This window comes from Aequorivita sublithincola DSM 14238, from assembly GCF_000265385.1.
GTDB classification, from domain to species: Bacteria; Bacteroidota; Bacteroidia; order Flavobacteriales; family Flavobacteriaceae; genus Aequorivita; species Aequorivita sublithincola.
The window spans coordinates 275001-292804 of record NC_018013.1; the positions used below are offsets into that span (position 1 = coordinate 275001).

Here is a 17804-nt window from a genome sequence, read left to right on the forward strand (position 1 = left end):
TGTTTTCTCTTCCTCCGGGTACTTAGATGTTTCAGTTCCCCGGGTTTGCCTCCTTGCGGATAATACATCTTCAATGTACTGGGTTGCCCCATTCGGATACCTGCGGATCAATTTGTATGTGCCAATCCCCGCAGCTTTTCGCAGCTTATCACGTCCTTCTTCGCCTCTGAGAGCCTAGGCATTCCCCATACGCCCTTATTTTGCTTATTGTACTTTTTGCTCTTTTAATGAGTTATTCAAATTTTCAGTATTCAGTATTCAGTGGTCAGTATTCAGTTTAAAAACTGCGTACTAATTACTTCGTACTGCGTACTTCTTTAATTATTACTTTTCTCGTATTCTTTGTTTCCAATATGTCAATGAACTGTCTGGACCTCCGCAATATTCACCGCAAGTATTATGAAATAACTCTTTGGTACTCGTATGTTGGATTCTGTCCGTGGTGGAGAATATCGGAGTCGAACCGATGACCTCCTGCGTGCAAGGCAGGCGCTCTAGCCAGCTGAGCTAATCCCCCATTTCTTTAGTTATGAGTTATTAGTTATGAGTTATGAGTATTTAAACTCGCAACAAACCCAACTTCTAAAATTTCCTTCAATATGTATTTAATGAACGTGTTTTGAATGTTTAAAGTGTAATGATTAATGTATAATACTGCTATTATTCATTCGACATTATTCCTTATTCATTCTTTTGTAGTCCCAGGCAGACTCGAACTGCCGACCTCTACATTATCAGTGTAGCGCTCTAACCAGCTGAGCTATGGGACTCTGTGAAAGTCTCCAATGTTCAGTGTTCAGTAATCAGTTTTGATATACCGAAGACTTAACCTGTTGACCATAATATTATAAAATTGACAGCTAAACCAAGCAAGACTCCTTTAATCCTTTATAAGAGTCTTCTCTTTGTTGAATATTCGGTCGTCTTTCTCTAGAAAGGAGGTGTTCCAGCCGCACCTTCCGGTACGGCTACCTTGTTACGACTTAGCCCTAGTTACCAGCTTCACCCTAGGCCGCTCCTTGCGGTGACGGACTTCAGGTGCTTCCAGCTTCCATGGCTTGACGGGCGGTGTGTACAAGGCCCGGGAACGTATTCACCGGATCATGGCTGATATCCGATTACTAGCGATTCCAGCTTCACGGAGTCGAGTTGCAGACTCCGATCCGAACTGAGACAGGTTTTGTGGATTCGCTCCTGCTCACGCAGTGGCTGCCCATTGTACCTGCCATTGTAGCACGTGTGTGGCCCAGGACGTAAGGGCCGTGATGATTTGACGTCATCCCCACCTTCCTCACAGTTTGCACTGGCAGTCTTGTTAGAGTTCCCGACATGACTCGCTGGCAACTAACAACAGGGGTTGCGCTCGTTATAGGACTTAACCTGACACCTCACGGCACGAGCTGACGACAACCATGCAGCACCTTGTAATCTGTCCGAAGAAAAGACTGTTTCCAATCCTGTCAGACTACATTTAAGCCCTGGTAAGGTTCCTCGCGTATCATCGAATTAAACCACATGCTCCACCGCTTGTGCGGGCCCCCGTCAATTCCTTTGAGTTTCATTCTTGCGAACGTACTCCCCAGGTGGGATACTTATCACTTTCGCTTGGCCACCCAGCACACCAATGTGTGCCGGACAGCTAGTATCCATCGTTTACGGCGTGGACTACCAGGGTATCTAATCCTGTTCGCTCCCCACGCTTTCGTCCATCAGCGTCAATACGTTGTTAGTGACCTGCCTTCGCAATCGGTATTCTATGTGATATCTAAGCATTTCACCGCTACACCACATATTCTAGCCACTTCACAACGATTCAAGACGACCAGTATCAATGGCAGTTCTACAGTTGAGCTGCAGAATTTCACCACTGACTTAGACGTCCGCCTACGGACCCTTTAAACCCAATGATTCCGGATAACGCTTGGATCCTCCGTATTACCGCGGCTGCTGGCACGGAGTTAGCCGATCCTTATTCGTACGGTACCGTCAAGCCGCTACACGTAGCGGTGTTTCTTCCCGTAAAAAAGCAGTTTACAACCCATAGGGCAGTCTTCCTGCACGCGGCATGGCTGGATCAGGCTCTCGCCCATTGTCCAATATTCCTCACTGCTGCCTCCCGTAGGAGTCTGGTCCGTGTCTCAGTACCAGTGTGGGGGATCCCCCTCTCAGGGCCCCTAACCATCGTTGCCTTGGTGTGCCGTTACCACACCAACTAGCTAATGGTACGCATGCTCATCTTATACCGATAAATCTTTACTATATATCAAATGCTCTCAATATAGACTATGGGGCATTAATCCAAGTTTCCCTGGGCTATTCCCCTGTATAAGGTAGATTGCATACGCGTTACTCACCCGTGCGCCGGTCTCAAAAGTGCAAGCACTTTCTACCCCTCGACTTGCATGTGTTAGGCCTGCCGCTAGCGTTCATCCTGAGCCAGGATCAAACTCTTCATCGTATAATCTTCAATAATATTGCGACCATACTTCAGTAAGAGCTCGACTCCCTCAAAAAAATCTCAGAAAATCTTACTTAGTTTAGTTTCTTTGTTGATCAACATTCTTTCGAATGTTAATCTACGCTGTCAATTTCAATATCTCAATGAACTTTTCCCTATACTAATACAGAGAGTCAATTTGTCGGTGCTACGGACTCGAACCGCTTCTATCACTACCATTTCACCATTTTTATGAACGCGCCTATCGCTAAGCGGGTGCAAATATAAAACTCTTTTTTAATCCCACAATACTTTTTGTGAAAATAATTGAAAATAATTTTAAAAGAACTTTTTCGCTTCCCTACAAACCATAGCTCGTATTCTAAGCGGGTGCAAATATAGAACCCTTTTCTATTCCAACAAACTTAATTTGAAGTTTTTTTGAAATAAATTTTGCACATTTTACTAACCCTTTGTTATTGCATTATTTAACCTGAAAAATAAATTTATATTTAAGTATACCTTAATATATAGGCTATTTTCAAGATTGTGACCGCGTTAAGGATTGAACGGCATGTTTGAGCTCTCCCAATGCGCTGAAAAAGCGCATTGGGAAGCGAGTAGTGAAAGCCTGACCAATAACCATTTTCGGTTATTGGGAACGCCCAAAAAATCATGATAATCCATTATCTGATTATTGCAAACTGCCGAAACTAATAGTATCTTTGCACCCTAAAATTTTTCAGTATATGATAGCCATTACCTTACCAGATGGAAGTGTAAAGCATTTTGATGCAGGAGTTACGCCTATGGATGTAGCCAAGAATATTAGCGAAGGTTTTGCTAGAAATGTAATTTCAGCATCCTTTAACGATACAACTATTGAATCTACCACCCCATTAATGGAAGACGGAAGTCTTGTACTATATACATGGAACAACGAGGAAGGTAAAAAAGCATTTTGGCATTCTTCCGCACATATTCTAGCCCAGGCTTTAGAGCAGTTATATCCTGGTATTAAATTGACCATTGGTCCAGCCATTGAAAACGGTTTTTATTATGATGTAGATTTCGGCGACAAGACTATCGCAGAAAAAGACTTAAAAGAGATTGAAGATAAAATGCTTGAGATTGCGCGAGGAAAGTTTGAATTTTCTTTGCGTGAATCTTCAAAAGCAGATGCTTTGGATTATTATAAAAAACAAGGCAACGAATATAAAGTAGAGCTGATTGAAAATCTAGAAGATGGAACAATCACTTTCTGCGATCATGATACGTTTACAGATTTATGTCGTGGCGGACATATTCCAAATACTGGAATTGTGAAAGCAATTAAGTTAATGAGCATTGCAGGTGCATATTGGCGCGGTGACGAAAAAAACAAGCAACTTACTCGTATCTACGGAATCAGCTTTCCCAAGCAAAAAGACCTAACCGAATATCTTGAATTATTAGAGCAAGCTAAACAACGTGACCATAGAAAACTTGGAAAGGAGCTAGAGCTTTTTACCTTTTCGCAGAAAGTTGGACAAGGCTTACCTCTTTGGCTACCAAAAGGAGCTGCTTTACGTGAAAGACTTGAAAATTTCCTAAAGAAAGCCCAGAAAAAAGCGGGTTATGAAATGGTAATTACGCCTCATATTGGTCAAAAAGAACTTTATGTTACTTCTGGCCACTATGCAAAATACGGAGCTGACAGTTTTCAAGCTATAAAAACTCCTAATGAAGGTGAAGAGTTTATGCTGAAACCAATGAACTGTCCACACCACTGCGAAATTTACAACAGCAAACCTTGGTCTTACAAAGATTTACCAAAGCGTTTTGCAGAATTTGGTACAGTTTACCGATACGAGCAAAGTGGCGAATTACACGGTTTGACTCGTGTTCGTGGATTTACTCAGGATGATGCACATATTTTTTGTACTCCAGATCAATTGGATGACGAATTTAAAAAAGTAATTGATCTTGTTTTATATGTTTTCGGATCTTTAGGTTTCGAAAATTTCTACACTCAAGTTTCATTACGTGATCCAGAAAAGCCTGAAAAGTATATAGGAAGTCTTGAAAACTGGGAAAAAGCCGAAAAAGCTATCATTAATGCCGCAGAATCAAAAGGACTCGACTATAAAATTGAATACGGTGAAGCCGCGTTCTATGGTCCAAAACTGGATTTTATGGTGAAAGATGCTCTTGGAAGAAGCTGGCAATTGGGAACAATTCAAGTAGATTACAACCTTCCTGAACGTTTCGAATTGGAGTACAAAGGGAGTGATAACGAGATGCACAGACCCGTTATGATTCACCGTGCGCCATTTGGTAGTATGGAACGTTTTGTGGCTATATTATTAGAACACACTGGCGGAAACTTTCCGCTTTGGTTGATGCCCGAACAAGTGAGTATCTTATCATTAAGTGAAAAATATGAAAAATACTCCCAAAAAGTTTTAGATTTGCTTGAAAATGACGAAATTCGCGCCCTTGTTGACAACAGGAATGAGACAATTGGCAAGAAAATTAGGGAGGCTGAAATGAACAAAATCCCATATATGCTGATTGTAGGAGAACAAGAAGAAAAAGATGGAACGGTTTCTGTACGTAAACACGGGGAAGGGGATTTAGGCACAATGACACTAAAAGCTTTTTCAGAATTGATTCAACAAGCAGTAAAAGCAGAATCAAAAGAATTTAATGTTTAATTAAAATATACTAGTCATAGCAATACGAAGAAAAAGAAGTAGAGGTCCCGCAAGGATAATTAAGGAAGATCAACACAGAATCAATGGAAAGATTCGTGTTGAAGAGGTACGCCTTGTAGGAGACAATGTTGAAATCGGGGTTTATCCCTTAAAAAGAGCACGTGAAATTGCTGAAGAGCAAGAACTCGATCTTGTTGAAATTTCACCAAATGCCAGCCCACCAGTTTGTAAAGTAATAGACTATAAAAAGTTTGTTTACGAACAGAAAAAACGTGAAAAAGTCCTAAAGGCTAAAGCAACCAAGGTTACCATTAAAGAAATCAGGTTCGGCCCAAATACAGATGATCACGATTACGAGTTTAAAAAGAAACACGGAGAAAAGTTTTTGCAGGAAGGTTCAAAATTGAAGGCATACGTTTTCTTTAAAGGACGTTCAATCATTTACAAAGACCAAGGTGAAATTTTACTCTTACGTCTTGCCCGAGATCTTGAAGAATTCGGAAAAGTGGAACAAATGCCAAAATTGGAAGGTAAGCGAATGATTATGTTCATTGCGCCTAAAAAAAAGTAGGCAGTAGCAGTGGTCAGTAGGCTCGGCGATTTATCGCGTGCCGTTCAGTAATCAAAATTGATTCAGATAAAAATACTTCAGATTTTAATTGAATTTGAAGTTTACAATAAAGCGAAATAATAAATAAAAAGTAGGAAACATGCCGAAACAAAAAACAAAATCTAGTGCCAAAAAGCGTTTTAAGCTTACAGGTACTGGAAAGATCAAAAGAAAGCATGCGTTTAAAAGCCACATCTTAACAAAGAAGAGCAAAAAACGTAAGCTAAAATTAACTCACGACGGTTTGGTACACCAAGCAGACGAGAGCAATGTGAAACAAATGCTTCGATTGAAGTAATTTCTTCACCGGTTAAAACAATTATTTAAACCCTGGAGTAGAGCCCAAAAAAAGTATTCAGTACTCAGTGATTAGTAATCAGTGTTTACGAATCGCCTGCTACAAAAAACAATTAAAATTATGCCAAGATCAGTAAATTCAGTTGCGAAGAGAGCCCGCAGAAAAAAGGTTCTTAAACAAGCCAAAGGTTACTTTGGAAGACGTAAAAACGTATGGACAGTTGCTAAAAACGCTGTGGATAAAGCAATGCTTTACTCATACCGTGACCGTCGTGCAAAAAAGAGAAATTTCAGATCCTTATGGATTACTCGTATCAACGCGGGTGCAAGACAGCATGGAATGTCTTATTCACAATTTATGGGAAGTTTAAAAGGTAGTGGAATCGAACTTAACCGAAAGGTTTTGGCAGATTTGGCTATGAACCACCCAGAGGCTTTTGCCGCAGTTGTAAAACAAGTAAAATAAGACACTAACAATATTATTTCGCCTAAAAACCGCTTCAGCAATGAGGCGGTTTTTTTATGTGAAAACTTCAAATAAAGTAGAATCAGTATCTTCGTTAAAAATAGAATGAATGTTCCGTTATAGTTTTCTTCTTTTAATAGTCTTTTCAATTTGGGGAAATTTCATTTTTGCTCAAAAAGGAACAGGGAAATTATATAGAGTTGATAGGTATGAATCTATCTATCTTCCCTTGGGGAAAATTTCATTTGCAGATTCATTAGTTGAATTCAAAGTTGGTTCACCTGCCTCAATTAAGAAGTACAGAGATAGCTTTCAATGTCTTCACGAACCGAATTATAAAAATTACCAAACCCCAAATTTTGTTTCGTTGGGTTGTGGGGGCTCTTTAACGGTGAAATTTATAGACAACGGTTTTATGAATCTTCCTGGTGACGACTTATACATTTTTGAAGTTGGACCATCACGAGAAGCTGCTAAAGTAGAAATTTCTCAAAACGGAACGGATTGGGTTTATGCCGGAAAAATAGCAGGCGGAAAATCGTCTATTGAACTTAGTAAAGCTGGAGTTGATGACGAAACAGTGTTCTATTTCCTTCGTATAACTGACATGAAAGAACTTTGCCGAAGCATTAGTGCGGGCGCAGATATTGATGCCATCGGCGCAATAAACAGCGTAATAAAATTAACTATAAGTGCAGACGTTCTTTTTGATGTTGCAAAATATGGTTTAAAGGAAACCGCCAAACAAACTCTAGATTCCTTGGTGAAAACCATCCAAAAAGTTGATAATGCAACTATTTTAATTGAAGGCCATACCGATAGCGATGGTGATGAAGCATCGAATATTCTACTTTCCCAAAACAGATGTGATTCAGTAAAAGATCGATTGATAGCAATTTTTGGAGCGTCTTCTCTATATGATTTTGAAACTAGAGCTTTGGGAGAAAGTAAACCAAGAGTTCCGAATGATAGTGATGCGAACAAACAATTGAACAGACGGGTGGAAATTACCGTTTTACCGCCAAAAGCTTATTACGAAAGTTTAAAGAACAATTAAGTTCTTTGCTTTTTCTTTTTTGCCGCAGGAAATAAAACGTTGTTCAAAATTAGTCGATATCCAGGAGATTTTGGATGTAAAGCCAATTCCGTTGGAGCGTCCCCTACTCTATGTTGGTAATCTTCCGGATCGTGACCACCGTAGAAAGTAAAGAATCCTTTTCCTTTAATTCCGTGAATGTAGCGAGCTTCTCCATTGGTTTTGTTTTCACCCATTACCAAAACATTGGCTTTAATTTCATCGGAATCAAAAGCTGTGGTTTGCCCCATAAAACCTTTTACTAATGAAGTATGGTTTTGGCAAAGCATTGTTGGTATTGGATCCCACTTGGCAGAATAATCCATTAATGTGAAATAATCAGATTCTTTAGAAACCTTTCGCTTTTCAGTCATATCAATGCTGGAAAACTCATAAACCATCGGGCTTCGTTCTAGAATGAAATCTTTAAAAGCAAAAGTTTTATTGTAATCTATTTTGCTTTGGTAGTTCGGTTCACTTGGATCGCCGTCAAACATGGGTTCGCAAATATCAAGTCCTGCAGCAGAAAGAGCTATGTCAAAACTATCCGTTGCGCTACACATTGCAAACATAAATCCTCCGCCAATTACGTAATCGCGAATCTTTTCGGCAACCGCCAGTTTTTCATCGGAAACTTTGTTGAAGCCTAATTTTGTTGCAAGAGCTTCAGCCTTATTTTTTTCTTCAATATACCAAGGCGCGGAACGATATGCACGGTAAAATTTTCCGTATTGACCAGTAAAATCTTCGTGGTGCAAGTGAAGCCAATCGTAAAGAATCAATTGATCGCCCAAAACTTCTTCATCATAAATAACGGTGTAGGGAATTTCGGCATAGGTCAAAACCATTGTAACTGCATCATCCCACGGAAGGTTTCCTTTTGGAGAATACACTGCAACTTTTGGTGCTTTTTCAAGAACTACAGCATCCATGTTTTTGGAAGGACTGCTAATATCGGTAAGAATCTGTTCCGTTTTGCTATCGGAAATTACTTCAAATGAAACTCCGCGAATCTGACATTCTTTTTGGATTTCGGGAGAATCTGGCATCAAAAAAGAACCACCACGATAGTTGAGCAACCATTTCACTTTTTGTTGCTTCTCTAGCACCCAATACGTAATTCCGTAGGCTTTTAGATGTTCCTTTTGGCTTTCAGCATCCATCGGGATTAGGATGTAAGAAGCAGAAGCTTTTATTGAAAAAAGAAGTAAGAATATGATTATAATAAAACGTGTCATGGTACGAATATAACGACAATTTTTAAGCCAAAGTACTTACAGATTATTAAAACGGCACATCATTATCCTCTTCCACGGAAAAATCATCATTCATAGAACTTCCGAAGGCTTCGTTGGGAGAAGGTAGATTCTTAGTTTTAAAAGTATCGTCATTTGCTGCATCGTTCATTCTTGAATGAATTTCTGTTGGCATATTATCGTAATCTGCAAGGCTTTCGAATTTACCTAGATGACCGATGAACTTCAACCGTATTTCATCCAAACCACCATTACGGTGCTTGGCCACTATGAATTCTGCTTGTCCAGCGGTTGGAGTGTGTTCCTCATCATCCCACTCGTCAATTTTGTAGTATTCGGGACGATAAATAAACGAAACAATATCTGCATCCTGCTCAATTGCTCCAGATTCACGAAGATCTGAAAGCAACGGTCGTTTGCTACCACCACGAGTTTCCACGGCACGTGAAAGTTGGGAAAGTGCAATTACTGGAATGCTCAATTCTTTAGCAAGCGCTTTCAAATTTCTGGAAATGGTAGAAATTTCTTGTTCACGGTTCCCTCCTTTTGAGCTTCCGCCGGCAGTCATCAATTGCAAATAATCTACAATTATAAGTTTAATACCGTGTTGTGAAGAAAGTCTTCTCGCTTTTGCTCGTAAATCGAATATTGATAATGAGGGAGAATCATCTATAAATAAAGGTGCTTTTTCTAATCCTTTTACTTTTACGTTTAGCTGTTCCCATTCGTGTTTTTCAAGATTCCCAGTTCTTAGTTTTTCTGAACTCAACTGGGTTTCTGATGAAATTAAACGCGTTATAAGTTGTACTGAGGACATTTCCAAAGAGAAAAACGCCACGGGAATATTATGTTCCACTGCAATATTTCGCGCCATTGAAAGCGTCAAGGCAGTTTTACCCATACCTGGACGAGCTGCGATAATTATTAAATCACTTGGCTGCCATCCAGAAGTTAGCTTATCTACTTTTGCGAATCCTGAAGGAATTCCTGAAAGTCCTTCTTTGTTCGCTATTTCTTCAATTCTTTTCTTTGCTTGAATTACAAGGTTCTGAGCAGTTTCAGAGGAACGCTTAATGTTTCCTTGCGTTACTTCATATAGTTTTGACTCCGCATTGTCCAAAAGGTCGAAAACATCTGTACTTTCATTATAGGAATCTTCAATTATTTCGTTTGAAATCTTTATCAAACTTCTTTGAATGTATTTCTGAAGAATGATGCGTGCATGGAACTCAATATGTGCTGAAGAAGACACTTTTTGGGTCAATTGTATCAAATAAAACTCACCTCCAACTAATTCTATTTTGCCTTGTTTCTTAAGTTGAGCAGAAACGGTTAATAAGTCCACTGGTTGACTGTCCTCAAACAGTTTATGAATGGCTTCAAAGATGTGTTGATGGGCTTGTTTGTAGAAAACTTCAGGATGTAGGATATCTATTACTTCATCTACTCCCTTCTTATCAATCATCAAAGCACCGAGAACAACTTCCTCTAAATCAATGGCTTGCGGTGGTATTTTACCTTTTTCAAGCGATATGACCGGCGTAGAGCGAGTTGAAAAACTGGTTTGAGATTTAATTTTTTCCATTAAGCGAAAATATATAAAATGTTAAGAGGAAGAGTTGGTTTTGTGAGTTGCGATGTTAACCAGTCATCAACAATTGAACTGTTAATAACTCCAAAATATTGTTGATAACCGCTAAAAAAATCCGAGGCTCCCACCTCGGATTTTTCTAAAGATAAGCTATGGTTAGTTTTAACTTTTAAACTCGCCCATTTCTAAATATTTTTCCATCCTCTTTTTTACAAGATCGGTTGGGGATAACATTTTTAATTCCTTATAAGTCTTTTCAATTGCGCCTGCAACGGTTGTAAAAGTTTTCTCACGATTGCTATGTGCTCCGCCCAAAGGTTCTTTTACTATTTCGTCTATCAAGGTTAATTTTTTCATATCCTTGGCTGTAAGTTTTAAGGCTTCGGCAGCTTGTTCTTTAAATTCCCAGCTTCGCCATAAAATTGAAGAACAGCTTTCTGGAGAAATTACCGAATACCAAGTATTTTCAAGCATCAATACTTTATCGCCAACGCCTATTCCTAATGCGCCGCCACTTGCACCTTCACCAATAATGATTACAATAATTGGCACTTTTAGGCGTGTCATTTCAAGAATGTTTCGGGCAATGGCTTCACCTTGTCCGCGCTCTTCAGCTTCTAACCCTGGGAATGCCCCAGGAGTATCTACGAAGCAAACTACGGGCACATTGAATTTTTCCGCAGATTTCATCAAGCGCAATGCTTTTCTATATCCTTCAGGATTTGCCATCCCGAAGTTTCTAAACTGGCGTGTTTTAGTGTTGTAACCCTTCTGTTGGCCTACGAACATATAACTTTGATTGCCGATTTTTCCGAGGCCACCAACCATTGCTTTGTCGTCTTTAAACCCGCGATCACCGTGAAGTTCAAGGAAAGATTCGCCACAAATAGCGTTAATATAATCCATGGTGTATGGACGGTCTGGATGACGGGAAAGTTGCACGCGCTGCCAAGGAGTAAGGTTTTTATATATATCCTTTTTGGTGTCGTTTAGTTTCTTTTCTAGCTGTTTGCAGGTGTTTGATACGTCTACATCGCTTTCAGTACCAATGAGACAGGCTTTTTCAAATTGCTCCTGCAATTCTTTTATAGGGAGTTCAAAATCAAGATATTCCATAATAATTTCCTTCGTTTTATAAAGGTTGGTTTACAAAGATAAAATTTTGTTTTAGGTGTTGGTCAATCTTCTGCGTTTTCTTTCTTGTGTAATTTTAATAATTCCGTTTGCAATTACAGTTGCAAGAATAATCAAAGCACCATAATAAAATTGTGGGCTCATATTTTCAGAATCTCCTAAAATAATGAGCGCCAAAATGATACCATAAACCGGTTCCATATTTATAGTAAGCATTACTGTGTAAGGACTTATCCATTTCATAACATGGATGGAAGCTATAAACGCATAGGCCGTGCAAGCCGAAGCCAAAATAGCAAGATATATCCAATCGTGTGCAGAAACCGTGAAAAATTCTGTTGTGAATTTTCCTGCAAAAGCTAAATAAATACTTATTCCAATTACACCGAACATCAATTCATAAAAGGAAATAGCCGAAGCTTTGTGCTTCAAAACAAACTTTCCGTTGATTACTGAAAAAAGCGCACTCAAAAATGCTGAAATAAGTGCTAAAATAATTCCTATTGAGTTTGAAGAATCCACATCAAAAATAACGTAAAGTCCTGCTATTACTACTAATCCGAATAACACTTCGTATAAAATTATTTTTCTTCCGTAAAGAAGTGGTTCCAAAAGTGAAGCGAAAAATGCTCCTGTGGAAAGCACGGCGAGTGTTACTGATACATTTGAAGCCTTTATTGCTCCAAAAAACGTAAGCCAATGCAGTGCGATTATTATTCCCGCCAAGGCGAAACCGCTCAAAGTTTTTAATGAAAACTTCAATTTCTCCTTTCTAAACTTCAGAAAAACAAAAATTATGATTGTTGCCAAAAGCATTCTATACCAAACCAGCGGAATGGCTTCCAAGGAAATCAACGCACCCAAAACGGCAGTAAACCCCCAGATGAAAACTATAAAATGTAGATGTAAGTAATTTAGGAGCTTATCGTTTCGCATTTCGTAAAAGATAGATTGCTAAAATTGCGAACACGAAATTAGGGAACCAAGTGGCTATAAAAGGTGAAAAATCACTTTGCTCGGCCATAGTTCCAAAAATTTTATCGAAAAATATAAAAACCATTCCAATACTTATACCAATGGCTAGGTTTACCCCCATTCCGCCGCGTCGTTTTACGGAGGAAACCGCAACAGCAATAATGGTTAAAATATATGCCGAAACCGGTAAGCTCCAGCGTTTGTAACGCACCACTTCATACCTATTAATATAAGAAGAACCGCGCGCCTTTTCCTTTTTGATAAAATCGTTTAATTCCGAGAAATTCAACGTTTCCGCAATGTAAGTTACGGGCGTTAGATCTTCCATCGTAAAACCGAAAACGGTGTCTAGTTTGTTCTTGGTTTCAAGTATATCTGCGGTTTCGCCAATTTTTCGTTTGTTATAATTGGTTAATGTATAGGTGCTGTCTTCATCGTTGTATTTTATTTGTCCAGCGGAAATTTTATAGGTCATTTTGTTTCCTTCAAAATGTTCCAAAGTGAAGTTGCTACCTATTTTTTCTTGTACATTAAAATAACTCACATAAATGTAATCGTTGTCGTTTATCTGTGTATAAACGTTGCTTTGGTCCCTATCCTGCTTTCCTTTCTTAAGATAATCGTAAGCAAATTCATTGAAACCTTTGCTGGCTTTTGGCGCCAAATACATACTGAAAATAAGTGCCGAAATGCAGACAATAGTTGCTCCAATAAGGTATGGCCGAAGAAAACGGTAATACGAAACGCCAGAACTCAAAAAAGCAATTACCTCAGTATTATTAGCCAATTTTGAAGTAAACCAAATAACTGAAAGAAAAAGAAACAACGGAAAAAGTAGGTTCGCAAAGTAGATTGTGAAATTATAGAGATAAATCATTACCTCTGAAAAAGGAACTTCGTTATCTAAAATTTTGTCAATCTTTTCTGCTAGGTGAACGGTAATTCCAATAGGTATGAACAGCAATAACAGGAGCGAAAAAGTGCCCAAATATTTCTTTAATATGTATCTGTCCAGTATGCTGAGCATCGTTATAATCTTTGATCTAGTTTTTTAACCATGCCGTTTTTCCATTGGGCAAAATCACCCGTTAAGATATGTTTTCTGGCTTCACGAACCAACCATAAATAGAACCCTAAGTTGTGAATTGTAGCTATTTGCCTTCCCAACATTTCGTTCACGGTAAATAAATGACGAAGATAGGCCTTGTTATAATCTGTATCTACCCAAGTAATTCCCATTGGGTCAATAGCTGAAAGATCTGCTTCCCACTTTTTGTTTTTGATATTGATAATTCCTTCGGAAGTAAAAAGCATTCCATTTCTACCATTTCGAGTTGGCATTACGCAGTCGAACATATCAATCCCCAGAGCGATGTTTTCCAGAATATTTATTGGAGTACCAACACCCATTAAATAGCGCGGCTTTTCTTTTGGAAGAATAGCAGTTACTATTTCAGTCATTTCATACATTTCCTCAGCTGGTTCGCCAACTGAAAGTCCGCCAATGGCGTTTCCTTCTGCGCCAACGGAAGCAATGTATTCTGCAGATTGTTTCCGAAGATCTTTATAAGTGCTTCCTTGAACAATCGGGAAAAAAGTTTGGTCATAACCATACTTCAAAGGCGTTTTTTCCAAATGTTTTATGCAGCGATCCAACCAACGATGCGTCATATGCATCGAGCGTTTTGCGTAATTGTATTCGCACGGATATGGCGCACATTCGTCAAAAGCCATAATAATGTCTGCACCAATGGTGCGTTGGATTTCCATTACATTTTCAGGTGTGAAAAAGTGATAACTACCGTCAATATGACTTTTGAATTTAACACCTTCCTCCTTAATCTTCCTATTTGCCGAAAGCGAATACACTTGATAACCGCCACTATCCGTCAAAATATTACGATCCCAATTCATAAATTTATGAAGTCCGCCGGCTTTTTCAAGCACCGCCATTTGTGGTCGCAGATATAAATGATAAGTATTTCCAAGAATTACATCTGGGTTAATGTCTTCTTTCAATTCGCGCTGATGCACTCCTTTTACGGTGCCAACGGTACCAACAGGCATAAATATTGGAGTTTCAATCACTCCGTGATCTGTAGTTATTGTTCCAGCACGAGCATTGCTTTGTAAATCTGTTGCTTCTAATTTAAACTGCATTCAGCATTTTTTATTGAGGGGGCAAAGATAACAGTTATTAAATTCCAAATCCCAAATTCCAAATGACAAAATTTCATTACGGGTGCTCGATGACGGATGACGGATGAAAACTTCCATCATCCGTCATCAATCATCCAGCTCCTATGTTAACAAAACATTGAAATCGTTAATAAAAGCAAACGCTTCAGCTTTGTAAGGCTCATTGAATACCTTACTTTTGACACTGAAAATTAAAACACATTATGGCAGATTACAAAGCACTCGAAAATTTGGTAATTCAAGTCCGAAGAGATATTTTAAGACAAGTACATAAAGTAAATTCTGGGCATCCCGGAGGTTCTTTGGGTTGTACCGAATTTTTTGTTGCATTATACAATGAATTGATGGAACGCAACGAAAATTTCACAATGGATGGCAAAGATGAAGACCTCTTTTTCCTTTCCAACGGACATATCTCTCCTGTATTTTATAGTGTTTTGGCACGAGCAGGCTATTTTCCAGTGGAAGAATTGAATACTTTCCGCCTTTTAAATTCACGTTTGCAAGGACATCCAACAACTCACGAAGGTTTGCCTGGCATTCGCATTGCGTCGGGTTCTTTGGGGCAGGGTATTTCAGCTTCAATTGGAGCGGCTCTTGCTAAAAAACTGAACAAAGACAAGCACATTATTTACACACTTTGTGGCGATGGCGAATTGCAAGAAGGCCAAAACTGGGAAGCAATTATGTATGCCGCTGGAAATAATGTGGACAATTTGATTGTTACCATAGATCTAAACGGTCAGCAAATTGACGGTTCTACAAAGAATGTACTTCCTTTAGGAAATGTAAAAGCGAAATTTGAAGCTTTTGGCTGGGATGTGATGGATATTGAAAAAGGAAACGATTTAAAAGCCATTATTGCTGGAATGAAGAAAGCCAAGGAAAAAACTGGCAACGGAAAACCAGTTTGTGTTTTGCTTCATACGGTAATGGGTAACGGCGTAGATTTTATGATGCACACGCACGACTGGCACGGAAAAGCTCCGAATGACCAACAGTTGGAAGAAGCACTTTCACAAAATCCTGTAACCTTGGGAGATTATTAAAATTGAAAACATTTCAGATGAAAAAATATACAGATACAGGCAAAAAAGATACACGTTCAGGTTTCGGCGACGGACTTACCGAACTTGGAAAGAAAAATAAAAATGTAGTTGCTCTCTGCGCAGATTTAACTGGCTCGCTTAAAATGGACGATTTCAAAGAAAATTATCCAGAGCGATTCTTTCAAATTGGTATTGCAGAAGCGAATATGATTGGTATTGCAGCCGGAATGACCATTGGCGGAAAAATTCCATTTACGGGAACTTTCGCAAACTTTTCCACCGGAAGGGTTTATGACCAAATTCGTCAAAGTGTTGCTTACAGTGGGAAAAACGTAAAAATTTGCGCATCCCACGCTGGTATTACCTTAGGTGAAGATGGTGCAACACATCAAATTCTTGAAGATCTTGGGTTGATGAAAATGCTACCAGGAATGACGGTAATCAATACTTGCGATTACAATCAAACCAAAGCAGCAACCATTGCCATCGCAGATTTTGAAGGTCCAGTTTATCTTCGCTTTGGAAGACCGAAAGTGGCAAACTTCACTCCTGCCGACCAAAATTTTCAAATAGGAAAAGCGGTTCAATTGCAAGAAGGAACTGACGTTACAATAATCGCCACTGGCCATCTAGTTTGGGAAGCGTTGCAAGCTGCAGAAACTTTAAACGAAAACGGAATCACCGCAGATGTAATAAACATTCACACCATAAAACCTTTGGATGATGAAGCAATCTTGAAAAGCGTTAAAAAAACAGGTTGTGTCGTTACCGCTGAAGAACACAATTTCCTTGGTGGTTTAGGTGAAAGTGTAGCACGTGTTCTTTCTACCCAACATCCTGCTCCGCAAGAATTCATAGCCACACAAGACACTTTTGGCGAATCTGGAACTCCAGAACAATTGATGGATAAATATGGCTTGAACGCTGCAGCTATTGTGAATGCTGCTAAAAAAGTAATTGCAAGAAAATAAAAAGCTGAATTAAAAATTCTTTATAAATTGAAAAGCCCCGTTCAGATTGAACGGGGCTTTCTTTATATTGCAAAATTGTATTTTCTAAATTGTTGGATCTAAATAATCTGGAGTGCCGTTTCCGTTTTTATCTGGATAATTAACCACACCGTTTATTATTTCAATCTCGTCTTTTGTAAGTCTTCCATCTCCGTCATCATCAGTATCTAAATAATTAGGAACACCATTGCCGTCTGTATCATCGTCAAACAAATAACCATTTCCGTTTAGGTCTTCAAGGTAGGAATCTATTCCATCGTCGTCGTGATCTGCAACTTCTACACCGAATAATTCAAAAGAAAAAACAAGTTGTTCATAAGCTTTCAAATTACCAACAGGTGGATATTGAAAATACGCCAATCCCGAAGGTACAAATACGGCTCCAATACCATAGTTTTCAAAAGTCAAAGTACCGTCAGGGTTAGACATCACATTAGTTGCTCCTCTAAATTGAATCATAGCTTGCTGCAAACCTCGAATTATACCTGCACTCATATTTGAATCTACTAAATTGAAACGAACAGGGGTTACGGCACTATCAAACAAATCAAGGTTTAAAAGTCTTCCATCATAGGTATTTGTTGTGTAATCTGAAAAATGAGGTTTCTCTCCTCCTCCTTCACGAACTACTAAATAGTAAAGCGTATATTCAACAGATTTGTCAACTAAATCTGTCACCTTTAAAAAATCAACCTGATCCATTAAAGGGATAATGTCTGTATTACCTTTAGGAATAGTATCAAACCTCAATTTAAAGTTTTCTGGGTCGTTTTCAAATTCAGTATAATTATAAAAGTGTGTAGCCAGAAAATCTTCAATCTCAGTTTGTGCTATTGCGGCTTCTTCTCCACGATCGTGAGGTGGAGGTCCAACCGGACCATCGTTATCATCCTTTTTACACGAAACCGTAACAATAAGCAATGTTACTAATAAAGCTACTCCGTATTTAATTTTTATCATCATCAATTTTTTGTGGGCGCAAGATACAATTTTCAGTTATTTTTGTATT

14 protein-coding genes, 2 tRNA genes and 2 rRNA genes (1 of these 18 only partly in view) are annotated in these 17804 nt (G+C 38.8%); 7 read left to right on the forward strand and 11 right to left on the reverse strand.

The window, feature by feature from the left end; genetic code table 11:
- The 4 genes from AEQSU_RS01305 to AEQSU_RS01320 form a co-directional block, all read right to left on the reverse strand.
- Nucleotides 1–210 (reverse strand): 23S ribosomal RNA (locus AEQSU_RS01305); it reaches 2626 nt to the left of the window's first position.
- Nucleotides 211–440: 230 nt separating this feature from the next.
- Nucleotides 441–517 (reverse strand) — tRNA-Ala (locus AEQSU_RS01310).
- Between the two features lie 179 nt (nt 518–696).
- Nucleotides 697–770, reverse strand: a tRNA-Ile gene (locus AEQSU_RS01315).
- Between the two features lie 164 nt (nt 771–934).
- Nucleotides 935–2458, reverse strand: a 16S ribosomal RNA gene (locus AEQSU_RS01320).
- The 16S and 23S rRNA genes sit together here with 2 tRNA genes alongside, the layout of an rRNA operon.
- A 728-nt stretch (nt 2459–3186) precedes the next feature.
- On the opposite strand from AEQSU_RS01320, the gene thrS reads away from it, so the two are divergent.
- The 5 genes from thrS (at nt 3187) to AEQSU_RS16040 (ending at nt 7563) form a co-directional block, all read left to right on the forward strand.
- On the forward strand, nt 3187–5133 hold the full coding sequence (gene thrS, locus AEQSU_RS01325; protein ID WP_014781049.1) for a threonine--tRNA ligase: 1947 nt from the start codon (nt 3187–3189) through the stop codon (nt 5131–5133).
- Nucleotides 5134–5191: 58 nt separating this feature from the next.
- Nucleotides 5192–5704, forward strand: a complete 513-nt coding sequence (gene infC, locus AEQSU_RS01330) for a translation initiation factor IF-3 (protein WP_083834425.1) — start codon at nt 5192–5194, stop codon at nt 5702–5704.
- Nucleotides 5705–5843: 139 nt separating this feature from the next.
- Nucleotides 5844–6041 (forward strand): 50S ribosomal protein L35, encoded by a 198-nt coding sequence (gene rpmI, locus AEQSU_RS01335; protein WP_014781051.1) that lies wholly within the window; start codon nt 5844–5846, stop codon nt 6039–6041.
- A gap of 120 nt (nt 6042–6161) precedes the next feature.
- On the forward strand, nt 6162–6506 hold the full coding sequence (gene rplT / locus AEQSU_RS01340; protein WP_014781052.1) for a 50S ribosomal protein L20: 345 nt from the start codon (nt 6162–6164) through the stop codon (nt 6504–6506).
- A 109-nt stretch (nt 6507–6615) separates the two neighbouring features.
- The gene (locus AEQSU_RS16040; protein WP_014781053.1) at nt 6616–7563 is read left to right on the forward strand and encodes an OmpA family protein; all 948 of its coding nucleotides are present in this window, start codon (nt 6616–6618) and stop codon (nt 7561–7563) included.
- On the opposite strand, the gene AEQSU_RS01355 is transcribed toward AEQSU_RS16040, so the two are convergent.
- From AEQSU_RS01355 to tgt, 6 genes are all read right to left on the reverse strand, one after another.
- Complete coding sequence (locus AEQSU_RS01355; protein WP_014781054.1) at nt 7560–8819, reverse strand: hypothetical protein; 1260 nt, start codon at nt 8817–8819, stop codon at nt 7560–7562. The genes AEQSU_RS16040 and AEQSU_RS01355 overlap by 4 nt on opposite strands.
- A 46-nt stretch (nt 8820–8865) precedes the next feature.
- Nucleotides 8866–10422 carry a replicative DNA helicase gene (dnaB, locus tag AEQSU_RS01360; RefSeq protein ID WP_014781055.1) on the reverse strand — a complete coding sequence of 519 codons (1557 nt, stop codon included), beginning with the start codon at nt 10420–10422 and terminating at the stop codon, nt 8866–8868.
- A 168-nt stretch (nt 10423–10590) separates the two neighbouring features.
- Nucleotides 10591–11544: an acetyl-CoA carboxylase carboxyltransferase subunit alpha gene (locus AEQSU_RS01365; RefSeq protein WP_014781056.1), complete on the reverse strand. Its 954-nt coding sequence runs from the start codon at nt 11542–11544 to the stop codon at nt 10591–10593.
- A gap of 51 nt (nt 11545–11595) precedes the next feature.
- Nucleotides 11596–12498: a DMT family transporter gene (locus AEQSU_RS01370; RefSeq protein WP_014781057.1), complete on the reverse strand. Its 903-nt coding sequence runs from the start codon at nt 12496–12498 to the stop codon at nt 11596–11598.
- Entirely contained in the window at nt 12485–13564 is a 1080-nt protein-coding gene (locus AEQSU_RS01375) for an LptF/LptG family permease (protein WP_014781058.1), read from the reverse strand. Before AEQSU_RS01375 ends, AEQSU_RS01370 begins: the two co-directional genes overlap by 14 nt.
- 2 nt (nt 13565–13566) lie before the next feature.
- Nucleotides 13567–14697, reverse strand: coding sequence for a tRNA guanosine(34) transglycosylase Tgt (gene tgt, locus AEQSU_RS01380; RefSeq protein ID WP_014781059.1), 1131 nt, complete (start codon nt 14695–14697; stop codon nt 13567–13569).
- Nucleotides 14698–14939: 242 nt separating this feature from the next.
- On the opposite strand from tgt, the gene AEQSU_RS01385 reads away from it, so the two are divergent.
- On the forward strand, nt 14940–15785 hold the full coding sequence (locus tag AEQSU_RS01385) for a transketolase (RefSeq protein WP_014781060.1): 846 nt from the start codon (nt 14940–14942) through the stop codon (nt 15783–15785).
- A gap of 17 nt (nt 15786–15802) precedes the next feature.
- On the forward strand, nt 15803–16756 hold the full coding sequence (locus AEQSU_RS01390) for a transketolase family protein (protein WP_014781061.1): 954 nt from the start codon (nt 15803–15805) through the stop codon (nt 16754–16756).
- Between the two features lie 84 nt (nt 16757–16840).
- On the opposite strand, the gene AEQSU_RS01395 is transcribed toward AEQSU_RS01390, so the two are convergent.
- Entirely contained in the window at nt 16841–17758 is a 918-nt protein-coding gene (locus AEQSU_RS01395; RefSeq protein WP_245529099.1) for an FKBP-type peptidyl-prolyl cis-trans isomerase, read from the reverse strand.
- Between the last annotated feature and the right edge of the window lie 46 nt (nt 17759–17804).

What these genes read in the sequence shown, in the direction of transcription:
- AEQSU_RS01375 (WP_014781058.1), bottom strand. Translation starts at nt 13,564, where the DNA reads ATGCTCAGCATACTGGACAGATACATATTAAAGAAATATTTGGGCACT.
- AEQSU_RS01355 (WP_014781054.1), bottom strand. Translation starts at nt 8,819, where the DNA reads ATGACACGTTTTATTATAATCATATTCTTACTTCTTTTTTCAATAAAA.
- AEQSU_RS01370 (WP_014781057.1), bottom strand. Translation starts at nt 12,498, where the DNA reads ATGCGAAACGATAAGCTCCTAAATTACTTACATCTACATTTTATAGTT.
- dnaB (WP_014781055.1), bottom strand. Translation starts at nt 10,422, where the DNA reads ATGGAAAAAATTAAATCTCAAACCAGTTTTTCAACTCGCTCTACGCCG.
- thrS (WP_014781049.1), top strand. Translation starts at nt 3,187, where the DNA reads ATGATAGCCATTACCTTACCAGATGGAAGTGTAAAGCATTTTGATGCA.
- AEQSU_RS01385 (WP_014781060.1), top strand. Translation starts at nt 14,940, where the DNA reads ATGGCAGATTACAAAGCACTCGAAAATTTGGTAATTCAAGTCCGAAGA.
- AEQSU_RS01390 (WP_014781061.1), top strand. Translation starts at nt 15,803, where the DNA reads ATGAAAAAATATACAGATACAGGCAAAAAAGATACACGTTCAGGTTTC.
- tgt (WP_014781059.1), bottom strand. Translation starts at nt 14,697, where the DNA reads ATGCAGTTTAAATTAGAAGCAACAGATTTACAAAGCAATGCTCGTGCT.
- AEQSU_RS16040 (WP_014781053.1), top strand. Translation starts at nt 6,616, where the DNA reads ATGTTCCGTTATAGTTTTCTTCTTTTAATAGTCTTTTCAATTTGGGGA.
- AEQSU_RS01365 (WP_014781056.1), bottom strand. Translation starts at nt 11,544, where the DNA reads ATGGAATATCTTGATTTTGAACTCCCTATAAAAGAATTGCAGGAGCAA.
- rplT (WP_014781052.1), top strand. Translation starts at nt 6,162, where the DNA reads ATGCCAAGATCAGTAAATTCAGTTGCGAAGAGAGCCCGCAGAAAAAAG.
- AEQSU_RS01395 (WP_245529099.1), bottom strand. Translation starts at nt 17,758, where the DNA reads ATGATGATAAAAATTAAATACGGAGTAGCTTTATTAGTAACATTGCTT.
- rpmI (WP_014781051.1), top strand. Translation starts at nt 5,844, where the DNA reads ATGCCGAAACAAAAAACAAAATCTAGTGCCAAAAAGCGTTTTAAGCTT.